The sequence below is a fragment of the Microvirga arvi genome (genome assembly GCF_016892765.1).
GTDB lineage: Bacteria > Pseudomonadota > Alphaproteobacteria > Rhizobiales > Beijerinckiaceae > Microvirga > Microvirga arvi.
In genome coordinates this window covers 19,156-34,584 of sequence record NZ_JAFEMD010000055.1, presented here as the reverse complement: position 1 = coordinate 34,584, position 15,429 = coordinate 19,156, and the positions used below count along the sequence as shown (strand labels likewise).

Genomic DNA, 15,429 nt, shown 5'->3' with positions numbered 1-15,429 from the left:
GCCGGTCTGCTCGCGGTGGCCGCTATCCTACTTGTGATCGCCCTCCTGCCTTCCATCCGAAAGGGAAGGGACGAGGTGTTCACCGAGTAGCTTGCCTTCAACTCCATCTTGCCCACATGTAAGGCCATAACTTTCCCAAGGGAGGAAAATTGATGAAGAAGATCGCTCTGGCTCTTGCTGCCGTTGCGGGGATTGCCGCAACAGGCGCCCAGGCCCAAGGCTATCCCACCCGTCCGATCACCATGATCGTCCCGTTCGCGGCCGGTGGCCCGACGGACGTGGTGGCCCGCATCGTGACCGACAACATGAGCCGCACTCTCGGCCAGCAGATCGTGATCGAAAACGTAGCAGGCGCTGGCGGCACCACTGGCATCACCCGGGCCGCTCAGTCTCAAGCTGACGGCTACACCATTATGATGGGCCATATGGGCACGCATGGCGCCGCGCCGGCCCTGTACCCGAACCTGAAGTATGATCCGACCAAGGATTTCGCGCCGATCGGTCTGGCCGCCGGAACCCCGATCGTGATCGTGGCCAAGAAGGACTTCCCAGCCAACGACCTGAAGGGCTTCCTCGATTACCTGTCCAAGAACGCCGACAAGGTGAACATGGCCCATGCGGGCGTGGGCTCCGTGTCTCACTCTACGGGCATCTTCTTCAACTCCGTGGTCAAGGCCAAGCCAACCATGGTGGCCTATCGCGGCACGGGTCCTGCCCTCAACGACCTAATGGGCAACACGGTCGATTTCATGACCGACCAGATCGTCAACGTCGCGCCGCAGATCCAGGGCGGCAACATCAAGGCCTATGCCATCGCGACGCCCCAGCGCTCCCCCGTGCTGCCGAACGTGCCGACCACCAAGGAAGCCGGCCTCGATGGCTACGAGGTCAGCGCCTGGAACGCGGTGTTCGCTCCCAAGGGCACCCCGCCGGATGTGGTCAAGAAGCTCAGCGACGCCCTCATGAAATCCCTGGACGACGAGAACACCAAGAAGCGCCTGCTCGAACTGGGCGGCGTAATCCCGAGCGCCACGGAGCGGACTCCCGAGGCCCTTCAGAAGCTCGTGGAGAGCGAGGTCGCCCGCTGGACCCCGGTCCTCAAGGCTGCCGGCGCCACAGCGGAATAAAGATTCCAAAGCTTGACAAAGCGACGCGGCGGGCCCGTAGGCCTGCCGCTGTCATTTCCGAACCTCAAGATCCCAAACAGGTCTTGAAATTGCTCGCCCGGGCGATTACACCCTGCCTCACGTGCAGCCGTAGCTCAGTTGGTTAGAGCACCAGATTGTGGATCTGGGGGTCCCCCGTTCGAGCCGGGGCGGCTGTACCATTGAAATCAAGGGCTTAAGCCTCGTAGGTTCGAGGATGTGCTTACTAGAAGACGTCTCTGGTAAGCAGTTGGTAAGCAGCCCGCCATATTCTAAAATTCCTGAATCACCCCTTGGGTTCCTGGGTCCCACTCTCAACTTGTACCGTGCGGGAGTGACTGACTCTTAATCAGCGGGTCGTAGGTTCGAGCCTTACATCACCCACCAAAATCGGCAAAGAAATCAAAGACATCGAAGATTCGAGGTCGGTGACCACCGGCTATGGCTCGATTGGAGTAGCGGCAGGCGTAACGCGCCAAGCTCCCCGATGTGCCGGGCCGAAGCAGGATCATTGGGCCGTCCCGCTAGTAACCACTCGCTCCAAATTGTTTGGACAACAATCGCGCTATCCTATTTGGTGAGTTGCCCAAGTTAGATGAATGTTATGCTCTAGCCCCGAAGGTTGGATCGGTCCAATGAGTACGTCACGTCACATAGTCGCTCTGCTTCAGAGCCACATTGCCGGCGACGACGATCGATTCCTGTCGGTGGCGACACAGCTTGCTGCGCATGAGGCCCGCCAGGGGCATGGGAAGCTCGCTCAAGAGCTGCGGGAGCTAATCGATTCGGCTAAGGGCCGGAGCTCCACAGTCGCCCGTCGGGGTGCCGGCCCTGTACCTCTAGCTCAACCGAAAGGGGAGCTGGGTGGCCTGCTGGCGGCCCGCTACTCCGACATACGCCTCAACAGCATGGTTCTCGCTCCGGATCTACATGCAAAACTGGAGCGGGTCATAAAGGAGCAGCGCCAGCAGGAGCGCCTTCGGGCACATGGGTTATCGCCTCGGCGCAAGCTCCTGCTGGTCGGGCCGCCGGGTTCGGGCAAGACGATGAGCGCCGCCGCGCTCGCGGGCGAGCTCAAGCTGCCGCTGTTCACGGTGCTCTACGATGGACTGATCGGGAAGCTGATGGGCGAGACAGCGACCCGGCTCCGCCTTGTCTTCGACGCGATTGGCCTACAACGCGGTGTCTACTTTTTCGATGAATTCGATGCGATCGGCACCCAACGAGCCGGGCAAAACGATGTCGGCGAAATTCGCCGCGTCTTGAATTCCTTCCTCCAATTCCTGGAGAACGACGACGGGCCAAGCCTGATCATCGCGGCCACGAACCACCCCGAGCTCCTTGACCGGGCGCTGTTTCGCCGGTTCGACGACGTTATCACCTACGATCTGCCGACGCCGGACATCGCCTGCGGCATCGTGGAGAATCGGCTGTCTACGTTCAGCCTCAAGACCGTTGAATGGAGCGGCGTTCTCGAGGCAACAGAAGGGCTGAGCCAGGCGGAGATCGCCCGCGCGGCCGACGAGGCCGCTAAGGGGGCGGTGCTGAGCGGGTCAAACGAGATCAGCACTGCGATGTTGATCGCCGCCCTCCAAGAGCGGCACACCGCGAACACGTCCCGATAGTCACATGGCGAAGGCACCCCGGAACCGGCCACACTTCCTGATGCAGGGTGGCGGCGAAAGCGAAATCTACACCTCACCTCGTCGCGGCAGCCGCGGACTACCGCCAGCCCGTGCTCGGGCGGCGCACGCCGCAAAGCTTGAACAGGCGCTCGGGCTGGCGATCGCCGGAGCGCGGCACCAGCTCTTGGCGCGCGATCCGCAACTCGCAGAAGGCGAAGCCGGCTTTTACCTCGATTTCGAGGTGCCGGTGGAGCATCAGGCGGCTCTAGACGGGCTGGAGAACCGGCCGAAGAAGATCGAATTGGTTGCCGTCCATCCGCCCACAGAGGACGCCGAAACGGTGCGCGCCACGGTATTCGTGCCCGAAGCGCAGGCTGAATACTTCACGCACAAGGTTGAGCAGTACCGGAACGGGGAGACGGCGGGCGGCAAGCCGAAGAACCAGAATCTGGTTGCGCGGATTGAGGACGTGCGGCTCTCGGCGCTGCGCTCGCTGTTCACCGACGCGGACGATCTCTTCCCAGGTGACGGTGTTAGGGTCTGGTGGGAGGTCTGGCTCCGCGACAGGCGGCTGCCCAACTTCCGCGCCGTCGCTGCGCGTCTCGAAGTCACGGTGAAGCCGCACCTCGTGAGCTTCCCTGAGCGCGATGTCGTGCTCGCGCTCGCCGACACGGAGACCATGGCGCGGCTGGTAGCGAACACGGACGCGGTTGCGGAGCTACGGGCGCCCAAGGATAGCCCTAGCTTCTTCCTCGATATGCGCCCTGTCGATCAGGCCGATTGGGCGGGCGACCTCATCGATCGCGCCGTGGCGCCTGGCGCGCTCGCGCCGGCCGTCTGTGTGCTCGATAGCGGCTGCACCCAAGGTCATCCACTGATCGCGCCCGGCCTCGAGCCAGAGGATCAGCACGCTTATGACGACGCCTGGGGCGTGGGCGACAGCGCCTTCTGGACGGGCCACGGCACGATGATGGCGGGTGTCGCCCTCTATCGCGACCTGGAGGCCGCGCTTGCGACCGGAGAGGTGATCGAGCTCGCGCATCGGCTCGAGACCGTGAAGGTGCTGCCGCCCAATGCGCAGAATGATCCGGAGCTCTACGGCGCCGTCACCGAGGTCGGCATTGGCAAGGTCGAAGCGGCGGCGCCCGGCCGGCGCCGGTTGTTTTGCATGGCAGTCACCAGCAACGTGGGGTTGGGGCGCGGCCGACCCTCGTCCTGGTCGGCGACCGTCGACAAGCTCTGCTACGGCGGCGGCGATCAACGCCGGCTGATGGTGCTCGCGGCCGGGAACATCCGCGATCCGATCGTCGCGGACGAATATCTAGACGCCAACGATCTGGCTGAGGCCGAGAACCCGTGCCAGGCTTGGAACGCGCTCGTCGTCGGGGCCTATACCGACAAGACGACGATCACCCACACCGACTTCGAAGGCTGGAACGCGCTCGCACCGGCAGGCGATTTGTCGCCGGCCAGTCGCACATCCAACGTCTGGGACCGCCAATGGCCGATCCGGCCCGACGTCGTGTTCGAGGGCGGAAACTTCGCGCACGACGGCGTGAACCCGGCGGAGGCGATCGACGATCTCCAGCTCGTCACCACCCACTACCGGCCGAACATGAGACTGTTCGACAGCTTCGGCGACACGAGCAGCGCCGCCGCATTGGCCGCCAACTTCTCAGCCAGCATCATCGCCGAGCGCCCAGAGCTCTGGGCGGAAACGGTCCGTGGGCTGATGGTGCACTCGGCCGAGTGGACGCCGGCGATGCGCGCCTGGTTCGATGCCGCCGGTTCGCAGGCGCAGCGCGCGGCGCTGCTGCGACGGTACGGCTGGGGCGTGCCCGCCCTCGAGCGCGCGCTCCTCAGCGCCTCGAACGACGCCACCTTGATGGTCGAGGACGCGCTGCTGCCCTTCCGAAAGGACGGATCGGCGATCAAGACGCGCGACATGCACCTGCACCAGCTGCCCTGGCCGCGCGACGAGCTGCTCGCGCTCGGCGACCAGGACGTCGAGCTTCGGGCCACCTTGTCCTATTTCGTCGAGCCGAACCCGGGCGAGCGCGGCTGGACCCGCCGGCACCGCTACGCCTCGCACGCGCTCCGCTTCGCCGTGAAGCGCTCGCTGGAGAATCTTCAGCAGTTCAGGCAAAGGATCAATCGCGCAGCCGAAGCTGAGGAAGAGGGGCAAGTTGGGGCAGCTGCAGGCGCAGATGAGTGGCTCCTGGGCACAATCCGCGATCGCGGATCTATCCACTCTGACATCTGGCGAGGCAGCGCTGCTGCCCTCGCCGATCGCGATGCCATTGGCATCTTCCCTGTAAGTGGCTGGTGGAAGGAAAAGCCAGGATTGCAGCGGTGGGAACGATCCGCTCGCTACTCATTGTTGGTATCGCTGCGAGCGCCCGAGGCTGAGGTGGACCTTTACACCAGCATCGCGAACCAGCTTGCCATCCCGATCGAGGTCTAGCATCCAACGAGCCCTGAATGCATGGGCGTGTAGCTCAATGGTTAGAGCCGGCCGCTCATAACGGTCTGGTTGCCGGTTCGAGCCGGGGCGCGCACGCCACGTGGGTTACTGGCTACGAGCAGGAGAATAAAGCCCAGGTATAAGGTACGTTCGCGCCTATGATACCAGATGAGGTCAAAAAAGGCCTTGAAGGGGCTGGAATATCGGCGACATCGGTTGAGAGGATCCGCCTAGCGAAAGGCGTAGTTGGGAAGACCAGCTATGTAGCCGGAGCAGCTCTATTTGCTCTTGCGGTCGTTGGCTGGTCCCTCAAGGACCCGCTATATCAAATTATTCTCGCCGTATTGGTCGTGTTCGTCTTCATCGCCTATTACTTTGGATCTCTCTGGTTCGCGAATAGGCATCCTGGCGCTGCTCTACTTGAAGGAGCCGAGTTGATTCAGTGGCGTCAGTTGGAGATGAGTTCAAAGAATGAGGGCGCATTGCCAAGTACGCCACCAACTGAGCCTCCGATGATGATCGAAGGAGGGGAGTAAAAGAGATGGCGAATGCCCTTTATACCCTCACGATCGCGGGCTCAATCGAACCAGGCAGAATCGAATCGGTTTTTAAGGCTCCAAACATCGATTGGTTTCGGATCAATTCAGCAATTTGGTTCGTCTCAACTGATCTCTCGGCGAGACAGATACACGAGTTGATCAAGCCCATCGCTGGCGATGCGAACTTCGTCATCATGAAGTCAGACCCATCCGACAGGTATGGCTGGGCATCGAAGAAATTTTGGGAGTGGCTAGCTGAGCGCCATCCGAAGCGGACACGGCGCGCAATCTGAGGAGTGCTACTCTAGTCGCAAGCGCTCACCGTTTCGGACCACAGGCGTCAGAACGGCAGCGGCTCCTCACCGCAGCTCGTGCACCGGAGCCGCCGGCCGATGAGGTCGGCGGGCGCTTTGTGGATGATAGCCTTATGGCCGCACTGGCAAGCAATCGTCAGGTCCTGCGGGGTGGTGCTCGCGGGTGTGACCACCGGAGGCTCTGTCTTGGGCCGTGCAGGAGCGGCAGGAGCCTTGCTGACGCGCTTCCGGTACTCCGCCATGGCCCGTGCGCCTGTGCCCGCAGGTCCGCCTTCGACGGACCCTGCTGCCTCCCCTGAAACTCCACCGGCACGTCAGGTGCATAGACCTTCTGCCGGCGGAATCGCTCGTGGTTCATCTTGGGCATGAGGGCTGTCTTCGGAGCGAACGTCCTGGCCTTGTTGAGGGTTATCTCGACCGCTTTCGGGGTGTCGACCTTCGCGGCGATGAACGCCGCTTGGCGCGTGTTCAGGTATGCTCCCAACATGAGGGTGTCTCCTGGCATCTCCTGAAGCGCGACCCCGCCCAGCTGGCGGAGCGAGGCCTGATGCTTGGCGATCAGCCGCCGGATGTCCTCAGGCGGGTTGATCCCCAGCACCTCAGACAGCCTTATATCTAGGATCCTTGGGCCGCCAGCACGCGACACGCCCTCAGATGCTGGCGGCGCATCGGCGCTAGCGCTCTTTTGTCATGGTCGCAGGCCGACCTAGCAAAGGCTTCTGGAGTGTCAGAGCCCACGGTCGCTAGACTTGAAGCTGTCGGCTGTCCGCTTGGCGGTCGCGGTGATACGGCTGACCGAATCCGAGGGAGCTTCGAGGCTGTGGGAATCGAATTTGACGAAGGCGAGCAGCTCGGAGTTCGGCTTAAGATTGCCCGGCCAGACGAAGGAAAGCGGCCGGATCAGCTAACCGCCGGAGAACGACGGTTAGGATCACAGGAGAAGGGAAGCGCTGATGACGCGTGACAGAAACATCATCTCCGAAAAGGACGCACGTGAGGGGACCAAGCGAGCGCTTGACGCGCTCAGCGAGAATCCTCTGGTTCAAGACCTGGAAAGGGCTCTGGCCGGCGGTGATGCGCAGGAGATAGCACGCGCCCAGAGTGCTTTTAAAGAGTGCACAAAGGACCTTCCTCCCCTCGACCCCCTCCTTGTTGAGTTCGTGAAGGCACTTGCTCGGGATGCTGCTCGGCGCGACAACCGTTTCTCAGCACAAAGCCGCCTGGAGTTCAAGACCGGGCAGAAGCAGCAAGAAGGCGAGGATGAGTGAGGTAGCTTCATCTCCGGGGCTCGGCGGTTAGTCTCCTACCCGTGCCTTCCGGCGCCGCTTCCTTCCTACGTCTGCGAATTTATGAGCGCTCGCAACGAAGGGGTCGCTATAGTTGGTGCCCTTCGCGTCCAGCTGACCAGCAATTCCGGAAGAGGCTACCCTGTTAGAAGCTGCCAGACGGGCGTCCACATCAGCCCATCTCCAGCGGGGAGTGCTCTCAGGAAAGCTTGGAGCTTTAGGCGGCAGGATCCCTCTCGCAACCCATTTGTCCCATGTTCCCGGCGAGACCCCGATCTCGGCTGAGCCGATCTCACGTGAGACATAGGCAGGCGTGCGGGAGGGAAGGCAGATATCAGCTTTTCGGGCGGTCATAGTCTAATCCTGTGGTCTGAGCCTGCCGAAGGCAGCTGTGGACGCGCTGGAGCTCACATGCATCAAGCCTCTAGAGTCCAGCGGGCGCGATATTCTATGCTAACCTCCTGGCTCTTAGGCCAAGCCTGGAGTGTCTGATGTCTATGAGCATAATCGATTGGCCAGAAGAGATCGCCTGGATCCTGCCGGAGCTGAAGCCTTATACGTTTCAGCCAGTGCGAGTGACCCAAATGGAGGAGGGGGAGTTGCGGCGCCCTACAGGGATGCCACGCACGCATTACCGGGCAGAGATTGAGCTTACCGAGCAGCAGTTTCGGATCATGCAGGGAATCTCGAGGTCCTTCATTCGGGCACGTCTGCCAGATCACGAGAATACCGCAGTGGTCACTTTCGTCCCAACCGAAGAAGGGGTGAGGACACCATTTACTGTCAGGCAGTCTATGATCGTTGGAGGCCCGAGCGTCTACACGGTAAGGATTGATCTCGCGAAGGCGCCCAGTGCGGTGCAGTCCTTGGGATGACCGCGATAGTTAACGACGATCGGTCAACCGGCACTGAACTCCTTGAGCACCGCGGTTACCAGATCCGCCTCACGCATGCTGGTCTTGAGTGGATCGCTGCTGTGGCGCTGCCCGAGCAGCGCCCGACGCTGATTATGGCTTCCGATCGTGAGGCTGCGATCGCCAAGGCCTATGAGTGGATCGAGCTACAACAGAAAGAACACCATGCTGGGTCCAACTGATTACATTTTTTCTGTCCACAGCCACCGATTCGCTGCTTGGTGCGCAGCGACTGCCGCTTCTGCTTCAAAGAAATGTCGCTTTCCAGTATCAGCCGGCGTGAAGTTGATTGAGAAATCTGGCCTGAGTGAAGTGGCTTCTGGATGGCATATGCTCCCGGATGCAGAGCATTTCGATAGCTATCACCGGCAAATGCGAGAGCGCCTCGTCGACTTGGCTCCTGCTGTTGTTGGGAGCGGACCCTGTCGGGAGTTCACCCAAGGGGTCGCCGCCAAACTGATCAACTGCTATCTCAAGCCGCTGTACGTCGTTGGCCCTTCTGATCCACAAGCAATGCCTGATGCTCAGCGAAGGAAGGTGAACGCGATCCATCCACCTATCGACAGGCTGCTCCTGAACAGCCTGATCGCTGGCCATAGTGGCAGCCACAGGGCTGTTTGGCGACGAGCAAATGCTGTTGGTTGGTCAGCCTTCAGCAGCACCGACTATGAAGCGGTAATCGCCGCTGTACGTGAAACCACGCTAGGCGAGCTCTGGAAGATCGAGCGGCATTGGTCGGGGTACCAAGCTCCTTAAGTACCAGTGACTGATCGTATATAGCAACCGAAACTGGCTCAAGAATAAGAGGATACTCCTAGTGACCCCGCAGGGATAGTTGCAGAGATTGAGGAAAATGACCGGTGCTGGCTCGGTGACATTCAAAAGGGCCAAGCCCACGAGCTTGAAGCTGCGGTAAAAACCCTGATCGAGGAAGGGCTGATCCTTAGGCATCTCGTTAGCGGCGATAGGTGAGAGTGGGTTCTCTGCCGAGTGGAGGGCTATTCGAATTCTGAGGTGCAGCGGATCGACGATAAACGCGGGCGACTAAGGGCCGCTAAAGTACTGGAGAACCGGTGGCCGAAGTAAGCTTTTTTCCTTTTGCCGCCAGCACTTTTCTGCTGATCGGGCTGAGATGGAAGCGTCCCGGCTGAGGGCTGTCTAGGAACCTCAACCAGGGCGTCTCTACGCCAAGGGAACTGGCACACTTTAGAAGTAAGTCGCTTAGCGCAATCGTCAACGTTGGACGAAGAAGCGCCCTAGCGAAAAGCAAAGCACCAGATCCACTGCTAAATCGTTGGAGCTCTGGCGCGAGCTGAGGGCGGCGGGTAAGTACGCCTGGGAGCTTCGGATTGAGAAGTGAGCGAGCAAGGGACAGAACAACATGCCGACCCAAGACGAACTTAAGGACGCGCTGAAGAATGCCGTTGCGGCATATGAGAAGGCATGGGCGGAGGCACAGGCTGCAGGTGCCGAAGCTCTCGAGGCCTTCCAAAAGGCAGAGCGGTTTTCAGAGGACTCTGAGGCTCGGAAGCTTTACGAGAAGCAAGGGAAGCGAGCGCTGCTTGCTGCTGAAAACTGGAACAAGTCAGTTCAGTTGTGCGTGAAGGTCATTGGTGAGATCCGCACCCTTCAAGGCGATTAGACTTCATAAACAAAGGATGATCTTGGATCATCCTTTGTTAGCCTCTGTCATAGACCGAGGCTGTCTACCCGAGCGCGCGGGGCGTACTTGTACTTGCGCTTCGGCTTGGCACCCTTGCCGAGCAGGAGACGTGCTCCAGCAGTGCCGTCCTTCAACGATGCGAGGGCTAGTCGCTCGATCATGACTGCTCTAGTGACGCCACCACCCTTGGCGAGGATGTTCACTACGGTTAGGTCCTGAGCTGAGATGCTTATTGTCAGATGGCGCCGGCCGCCACGGCCAGATGAGCCTCTGAGGATACTGCAGAGCCTGAACCTGAGCAGAAGCAGGTCCTCCTTATCAAGAACAACTACGAGGGCGTCGAATACGAACAGAGGTTTCGCCGCCGCGTTGCGCTGCTGCCCTTCGAGCCGCAAGTGGATCGCATGGGGACAACCCGGTTCAAGCCACACCAGGAGCATGGCTTCGCTTGGCTTGTTTCTGCCTGGTGCGCAGGGTGGCCGGGAGTGCTGCTCGCAGATGACATGGGCCTCGGCAAAACGTTCCAAGCGCTCGCCTTCTTAGCATGGGTCAGGAGCAACCAGTAGGCGGCGCGCAAGGCCGGAGACGCACGCGTCGACCGCGGACCGATCCTTGTCGTGGCACCCACGGCTCTGCTCAAGAACTGGGAGGAGGAAAGCGCAAGGCATCTTGCGGCTCAAGGACTCGGTGAGCGGCTGGACGCCTACGGCAAGGGCTTGCGCCTGCTCAAGGTAGTCCCCGAGCGCCGCACCGATCCCGGCGAAACACTGGATCGGGCTCGTCTTCGGCAGGCTGATTGGATTCTGACCACCTACGAAACACTCACAGACCACGAGCAGGCCTTCGCGCCGATCCGGTACTCCCTCGTCTTGTTCGATGAGATGCAAAAGGTAAAGGCACCCGACACACTCAATACCAAGGCCGCCGAGACGCTGAACGCAGATTTCGTGCTCGGGCTGACAGGTACACCGATCAAAAATCGGCTGGAGGATCTCTGGTGCATCATGGATCGCCTCGTCCCCGGCTATCTCGGTGACCTCAAGACGTTCTCGGCAACCTACCGCGAGGATGCGGGTGATCAGCTGATTGCCTTAAAGAAAAAGCTCGATCAGCCGGTGGACGCTGCACCTGCCATCATGCTCCGGCGCATGAAAGACGAGGTTCTGGAGGGCTTGCCCGAAAAGAGCGAAAACCGTTACGAAATCCCAATGCCGCCCGAACAGCGGACTGCTTACGAGCGCGTCGTGTCCGCGGCGCAGGGCCGCCGCAGCGACAAGCCGGGCCAGATGCTGAAAGCCATCCATGACCTGCGCGGCGTATCCCTGCATCCCGACAGGCTCGAGGTGGCGGCCGCATCACCAAACCTGAACTTCCACGCCTTTGCGGATCGCTCTGCCCGGTTGCGGAAGACGCTTGAAATCCTGCAGGAGATCGACGCCAAGGGTAAGAAGGCGCTCGTGTTCATCGAGAGCTTGGCGATGCAGACGCTTGTCGCAGACGGCGTAGCGCAGATGTTCGACATGGAACGACGTCCGGCGATCATCAATGGGGGCACGCCAGGAGAGCAGCGCCAGCGGATTGTGAACGAGTTTCAGTCGCGCCCACCGGGATTCGACCTGTTGGTTCTTTCCCCAAGGCAGCCGGCGTGGGCCTCACTATCACGGCCGCCAACCAGGTGATCCATCTCAGCCGCAGGTGGAATCCAGCTGTCGAGGACCAATGCAATGATCGTGCGTTTCGCATTGGCCAAACGAAACCTGTCACAATTCACTTGCCGATTGCGATCTTCGAGCCGCATGCTAAGGTATCATTCGACAAGACGCTGGACGAACTACTGTCTGCTAAGCGAGCGTTGTCTCGTGAGATGCTGCAATCGCCGACATCAGGCCGCGATGTAGAGAGCTTGTTTAAGCGAACAACCGACGGCTGATCGAACTGCCGATTTCTTTCCCCCTGGAGCGGGATAGGCCGGGGGCAAGCCACCCACGCCTTGATGTAGAGTGCCTCACTTGCGGCATAGCTAACTCGCAATGAGTGCTCAGCTGAGGTTCCCCCTCAATATCCCGCGAATGAGGGTTATAGACGCCAATCACGCTGACAATCCAGTTCGGTTCACAAGCTCCTGCAGGACCGACTTCGCTGTCAAGTAGACCTATCCTTGACGAAAGCCTCGGCCGCCTGACTACTCCCTTGGTCACCGCGGCTGTCGGCTGAAACTCTAAGTCCCTGGTGATCTCCCGAACTGATCACGCGTGCCCTTGTGCTGACCTGTGTTGCGAATGATCTTCTATTGAAAGTCCGCCTGGTTGATCAATGTTTGAGCCTGTTGCATCCCCCGTAGGTCGATATCCAAGTCGACGGGAGATGGCGGCCGCAGTGTCAACCACCAGCGGAGCGAGCCGTGGAAAGGCGTTGGGTTGCAGTCGAGTTGCTGGTCCGGCGATCCCGACCGCCGCGATAACAGACCCGCTATGATCGCGAATTGGTGCGGCAATGCTGTTAACGCCGTCGCGCCACTCGGCCCGGTATACAGCGAAGCCCTGGCTCCGGACTTGAGCCAGTTCCTCTTGCAGCGCCCCAAAATCCGTGATGGTCGTGTCGGTATATCGCTCAAGCCGGCCCTCAAGGCTTGCAATCTGCTCAGGTGGGAGGAAGGCCAGCATCGCCTTGCCAGTACCAACACAGTAGAGTGGCGCTCGGGAACCGACCTTTGTGAACGCTCGAACGGGCTCAGCACTTTCGATCTTGTCGATGTAGACGACATCAAACCCGTCGCGGACGGAAAGATGTACGGTCTCTTGCGTCATTTCCGAAAGGCGCGCCAGGAAGCCCGCGCTCTCCTTTTTTACGTCAAGCCGCGCGACGACCTGAGAACTTAATTCCCATAGTTTGAGTGTTAGCTCATACCGGCCGAGTTCACCGACGCGACGCGCAAAGCCGTTCGCTTCAAGCGTGCGCAGGAGCCGGTGGACGTTGGTCTTGGTGAGAGCAAGCTCTCGCGCCAATTCCGTCACTCCTCGCGGTTGCTCGCTCCCCGCTAGGGCTTCGATAAGCGCGAACATTTTCGTGACGCTTTTGTCCACCTCTCGCTTCCTCGCTTGTGGTTCGGTACAAAGTTGGGACGTAGCCTGGGGGTGTTGCGGCCGCCCGCAGGCGAAACCTCTGCGAACCGGCCAGATCAACCCCAAGCCCTCGACCCGGACGTACCTGATCAGGATGGCCGAGGGAAGACCGGCTTGGCTGATGAGAACTCCTCTGGCAGGATGAGTTCAATGTTGTTGCCCAGAACCTGAAGGTTGGACGACAAAGCACCGGTATTCTGTCCATTTACAAACTTCGTTGGACCGTAGGGTAGCATATGGTCTTTGAAGGTGCTCGAGGCGAGGGCGTCAACGATCGCGTCGCGCTTGTCAGATCCGGCGCGCTCAATCGCGTCTGCTAGAAGCTCAACAGCATTGTAGTTCAACCAAAGCTCGTAGGAGAAATCGAGCCCAGCGGCTTCTACCTTCTTGCGCAGGTCGAGTGCCTTCTGGCTTTTCGGATTGTACCAGTGATTGCAATCCATAGCGTACTGTGCCGCTTCTGGTGACTCGCGTAGGAAGCGGAAACTTGTGGCTCCGCCGCCGATCACAGAATAAATGCCCTTCAGCTGCACTTTCTGTTGGTGAATCGTGCGGACGAGCAATACATACTCATTGTAAAAGTTGCCGATGATCAGGAGGTCGGGTTGCCGCTGTTTGATGCGCAGAACAATGTTGGTGAAGTCGCGCATCGGATTCGGGTGCAGAATCGAGTCAACAATCTCGAAATTATGCTTAGGCAACTCCTCAATCAGACGCTTTTGCGCGCCGGATCCGGTCTCCGACTCCTCATGCACCAGCATGACTGTTTTAACGGGTTTCCCAGCTGCATCGTTAATCTTGACTAGGCGCTCGACAGCCTCCCTGGCGATCTGCCCGTATCCAGGCGAGAATCGAAAGGTCGACGGTTTGTCCTTGGAAATAACGAGGTCCGAGGTTGTCAGGTCACAGACATGCGGAAGATTGTAGCGGGTCGCGGCCTGAGACGTGGCGATGCCGATAGCGCTCGCGTAGGGGCCCACGAAGGCTGAGACGCCCGACTCGGCCAGCTTCTCGAATTCGGAGAGGCCGACATCGACCTTACTCTGGTTGTCCGAGAGAACCGCTTCCAGCTTCGCGCCGCCCAGCGACTTGATTCCTCCAGCTGCATTGATCGCGTCAATCGCCATGGTCGCCCCAGTACGGCACTGACCGCCTGAATAGGCGAGAAAGCCAGTTACGGGATGCTGAACGCCGATGCGGATCGTGGCAGGTTGCGCACGCAGTACGGCTGGGAAACCGATGCTTGCGACGCCGGCTGCGCCCGTTATCAGTAGGTTTCGGCGAGAGATGCCGTTTGTGCCGTTGACTATGGTCTTGCTCATGTATTCCCTCCTGGCTTCTGTTCTGGACGAGCGCTCAGTAGTTGAGGCGACCAACGTCGCTTGAGGCATAGAGCGCATCGAGCTTCCGCACCTCCTGCATGCCCAGCAGGTCGAAAAACTCCTTGAAGCTGACAACATCCTCCCGAATGGCGGCGATATCGCCGGTGTCCCTCAGATGTCGTAGGATTTCGCGTGCGGCGCGGATTGCCCCAAACATCGCCCAGTTCGGATAGATCGCGACCTTGAATCCATGCGCCTCGATTTCTGACGCCTTCAGGAAGGGCGTCTTGCCGCTCGATGCCATGTTGTAAAGATGAGGTCCAGGAACCGCGCCAATAACCGCTCCCAGATGCTCTTCAGCCGGTGCCTCTATAAAGATGATATCGGCGCCAGCCTCGCGATAGGCGTTAGCGCGCTCGATCGCTTTCTCGAGGCCCTCGACAGCGATTGCATCGGTTCTCGCGATAATGGTGAAGTCAGGGTCGCGCCGGGCATCAACGGCTGCCTTGACCTTCGCCACCATATCAGCCTGGCTGATGAGCAGCTTGCCATCCATGTGGCCACAGCGCTTGGGGAAGACCTGGTCCTCGAGATGAATTGCAGCGGCGCCAGCTTTCTCGAAGCATTGGATCGTACGCCTGACGTTCAGAGGGCCACCATAACCGTTATCAGCATCCGCGATCAGCGGGAGACCGCTTGCGTCTACGATGCGGCCAGCGTTGTCGGCCATCTCGGTCATGCTCAACAAGCCAATGTCGGGTGTTCCGAGCCTGACGGCCGTGGTGCCGGCGCCAGACATGTAGACGATTGGAAACCCGACCTCCGCCACAATCCGCGCGAACAGCGCGTCGGCTACACCCGGTACGACTCGGAGGCCTGGCTCCGCTAGGAGCCGCCGAAACTGTGTCGTCAATCGTACGCTCATGCGACTCCTCGATCCTTAGCGGTAGTAATTCTGTAGCCACAGAGCTATCAGTGTTCTGCAATACGGAATGGGAACACACAATACGGAACAGTAAGATCGGCTATCGTGAC

Annotated in this window: 15 protein-coding genes, 2 tRNA genes and 1 pseudogene; 13 read left to right on the top strand and 5 right to left on the bottom strand. The window is 60.0% G+C overall.

Annotated elements, in window-relative coordinates:
• Nucleotides 1–152 precede the first annotated feature (152 nt).
• From ILT44_RS23980 to ILT44_RS23950, 7 genes are all read left to right on the top strand, one after another.
• The gene (locus ILT44_RS23980) at nt 153–1,127 is read left to right on the top strand and encodes a tripartite tricarboxylate transporter substrate-binding protein (RefSeq protein WP_204242131.1); all 975 of its coding nucleotides are present in this window, start codon (nt 153–155) and stop codon (nt 1,125–1,127) included.
• A gap of 123 nt (nt 1,128–1,250) precedes the next feature.
• A tRNA-His gene (locus tag ILT44_RS23975) sits at nt 1,251–1,327 on the top strand.
• Between the two features lie 453 nt (nt 1,328–1,780).
• The gene (locus ILT44_RS23970; protein ID WP_204242130.1) at nt 1,781–2,770 is read left to right on the top strand and encodes an AAA family ATPase; all 990 of its coding nucleotides are present in this window, start codon (nt 1,781–1,783) and stop codon (nt 2,768–2,770) included.
• 4 nt (nt 2,771–2,774) lie between these two features.
• Entirely contained in the window at nt 2,775–5,234 is a 2,460-nt protein-coding gene (locus ILT44_RS23965; protein ID WP_204242129.1) for a S8 family peptidase, read from the top strand.
• A gap of 23 nt (nt 5,235–5,257) precedes the next feature.
• Nucleotides 5,258–5,333, top strand: a tRNA-Met gene (locus ILT44_RS23960).
• Between the two features lie 59 nt (nt 5,334–5,392).
• Nucleotides 5,393–5,770, top strand: a complete 378-nt coding sequence (locus ILT44_RS23955; protein WP_204242128.1) for a hypothetical protein — start codon at nt 5,393–5,395, stop codon at nt 5,768–5,770.
• Between the two features lie 5 nt (nt 5,771–5,775).
• On the top strand, nt 5,776–6,066 hold the full coding sequence (locus tag ILT44_RS23950; RefSeq protein WP_204242127.1) for a hypothetical protein: 291 nt from the start codon (nt 5,776–5,778) through the stop codon (nt 6,064–6,066).
• A gap of 157 nt (nt 6,067–6,223) precedes the next feature.
• Here ILT44_RS23950 and ILT44_RS23945 read toward each other — a convergent pair whose 3' ends face one another.
• Nucleotides 6,224–6,685 (bottom strand): hypothetical protein, encoded by a 462-nt coding sequence (locus ILT44_RS23945; protein ID WP_204242126.1) that lies wholly within the window; start codon nt 6,683–6,685, stop codon nt 6,224–6,226.
• Between the two features lie 355 nt (nt 6,686–7,040).
• Here ILT44_RS23945 and ILT44_RS23940 point away from each other — a divergent pair, with 355 nt between their 5' ends.
• From ILT44_RS23940 to ILT44_RS23925, 4 genes are all read left to right on the top strand, one after another.
• The gene (locus tag ILT44_RS23940; RefSeq protein WP_204242125.1) at nt 7,041–7,355 is read left to right on the top strand and encodes a hypothetical protein; all 315 of its coding nucleotides are present in this window, start codon (nt 7,041–7,043) and stop codon (nt 7,353–7,355) included.
• Nucleotides 7,356–8,244: 889 nt separating this feature from the next.
• Nucleotides 8,245–8,469: a hypothetical protein gene (locus tag ILT44_RS23935; protein WP_204242124.1), complete on the top strand. Its 225-nt coding sequence runs from the start codon at nt 8,245–8,247 to the stop codon at nt 8,467–8,469.
• On the top strand, nt 8,453–9,043 hold the full coding sequence (locus ILT44_RS23930; RefSeq protein WP_204242123.1) for a hypothetical protein: 591 nt from the start codon (nt 8,453–8,455) through the stop codon (nt 9,041–9,043). The genes ILT44_RS23935 and ILT44_RS23930 overlap by 17 nt, the downstream gene beginning before the upstream one ends.
• A gap of 625 nt (nt 9,044–9,668) precedes the next feature.
• The gene (locus ILT44_RS23925) at nt 9,669–9,929 is read left to right on the top strand and encodes a hypothetical protein (RefSeq protein ID WP_204242122.1); all 261 of its coding nucleotides are present in this window, start codon (nt 9,669–9,671) and stop codon (nt 9,927–9,929) included.
• A 47-nt stretch (nt 9,930–9,976) separates the two neighbouring features.
• On the opposite strand, the gene ILT44_RS23920 is transcribed toward ILT44_RS23925, so the two are convergent.
• A complete protein-coding gene (locus tag ILT44_RS23920; protein ID WP_204242121.1) occupies nt 9,977–10,153 on the bottom strand; it encodes a hypothetical protein in 177 nt (58 codons plus the stop codon).
• 201 nt (nt 10,154–10,354) lie between these two features.
• Here ILT44_RS23920 and ILT44_RS23910 point away from each other — a divergent pair.
• A pseudogene (locus ILT44_RS23910) lies at nt 10,355–11,629 on the top strand (DEAD/DEAH box helicase).
• Nucleotides 11,596–11,880: a hypothetical protein gene (locus ILT44_RS31970; RefSeq protein WP_372441240.1), complete on the top strand. Its 285-nt coding sequence runs from the start codon at nt 11,596–11,598 to the stop codon at nt 11,878–11,880. The pseudogene ILT44_RS23910 and the gene ILT44_RS31970 overlap by 34 nt, the downstream one beginning before the upstream one ends.
• Before the next feature lie 316 nt (nt 11,881–12,196).
• Here the strand turns inward: ILT44_RS31970 and ILT44_RS23905 are convergent, their stop codons facing one another.
• The 3 genes from ILT44_RS23905 to ILT44_RS23895 all read right to left on the bottom strand — a co-directional run bounded on the left by ILT44_RS23905 (nt 12,197) and on the right by ILT44_RS23895 (nt 15,319).
• Nucleotides 12,197–13,033 carry an IclR family transcriptional regulator gene (locus tag ILT44_RS23905; RefSeq protein WP_204242118.1) on the bottom strand — a complete coding sequence of 279 codons (837 nt, stop codon included), beginning with the start codon at nt 13,031–13,033 and terminating at the stop codon, nt 12,197–12,199.
• Nucleotides 13,034–13,161: 128 nt separating this feature from the next.
• Nucleotides 13,162–14,394 (bottom strand): ABC transporter substrate-binding protein, encoded by a 1,233-nt coding sequence (locus tag ILT44_RS23900; RefSeq protein WP_204242117.1) that lies wholly within the window; start codon nt 14,392–14,394, stop codon nt 13,162–13,164.
• Between the two features lie 34 nt (nt 14,395–14,428).
• A complete protein-coding gene (locus ILT44_RS23895) occupies nt 14,429–15,319 on the bottom strand; it encodes an isocitrate lyase/PEP mutase family protein (RefSeq protein WP_204242116.1) in 891 nt (296 codons plus the stop codon).
• Between the last annotated feature and the right edge of the window lie 110 nt (nt 15,320–15,429).

What these genes read in the sequence shown, in the direction of transcription:
- ILT44_RS23980 (WP_204242131.1), top strand. Translation starts at nt 153, where the DNA reads ATGAAGAAGATCGCTCTGGCTCTTGCTGCCGTTGCGGGGATTGCCGCA.
- ILT44_RS23970 (WP_204242130.1), top strand. Translation starts at nt 1,781, where the DNA reads ATGAGTACGTCACGTCACATAGTCGCTCTGCTTCAGAGCCACATTGCC.
- ILT44_RS23965 (WP_204242129.1), top strand. Translation starts at nt 2,775, where the DNA reads ATGGCGAAGGCACCCCGGAACCGGCCACACTTCCTGATGCAGGGTGGC.
- ILT44_RS23955 (WP_204242128.1), top strand. Translation starts at nt 5,393, where the DNA reads ATGATACCAGATGAGGTCAAAAAAGGCCTTGAAGGGGCTGGAATATCG.
- ILT44_RS23950 (WP_204242127.1), top strand. Translation starts at nt 5,776, where the DNA reads ATGGCGAATGCCCTTTATACCCTCACGATCGCGGGCTCAATCGAACCA.
- ILT44_RS23940 (WP_204242125.1), top strand. Translation starts at nt 7,041, where the DNA reads ATGACGCGTGACAGAAACATCATCTCCGAAAAGGACGCACGTGAGGGG.
- ILT44_RS23935 (WP_204242124.1), top strand. Translation starts at nt 8,245, where the DNA reads ATGACCGCGATAGTTAACGACGATCGGTCAACCGGCACTGAACTCCTT.
- ILT44_RS23930 (WP_204242123.1), top strand. Translation starts at nt 8,453, where the DNA reads ATGCTGGGTCCAACTGATTACATTTTTTCTGTCCACAGCCACCGATTC.
- ILT44_RS23925 (WP_204242122.1), top strand. Translation starts at nt 9,669, where the DNA reads ATGCCGACCCAAGACGAACTTAAGGACGCGCTGAAGAATGCCGTTGCG.
- ILT44_RS23900 (WP_204242117.1), bottom strand. Translation starts at nt 14,394, where the DNA reads ATGAGCAAGACCATAGTCAACGGCACAAACGGCATCTCTCGCCGAAAC.
- ILT44_RS23895 (WP_204242116.1), bottom strand. Translation starts at nt 15,319, where the DNA reads ATGAGCGTACGATTGACGACACAGTTTCGGCGGCTCCTAGCGGAGCCA.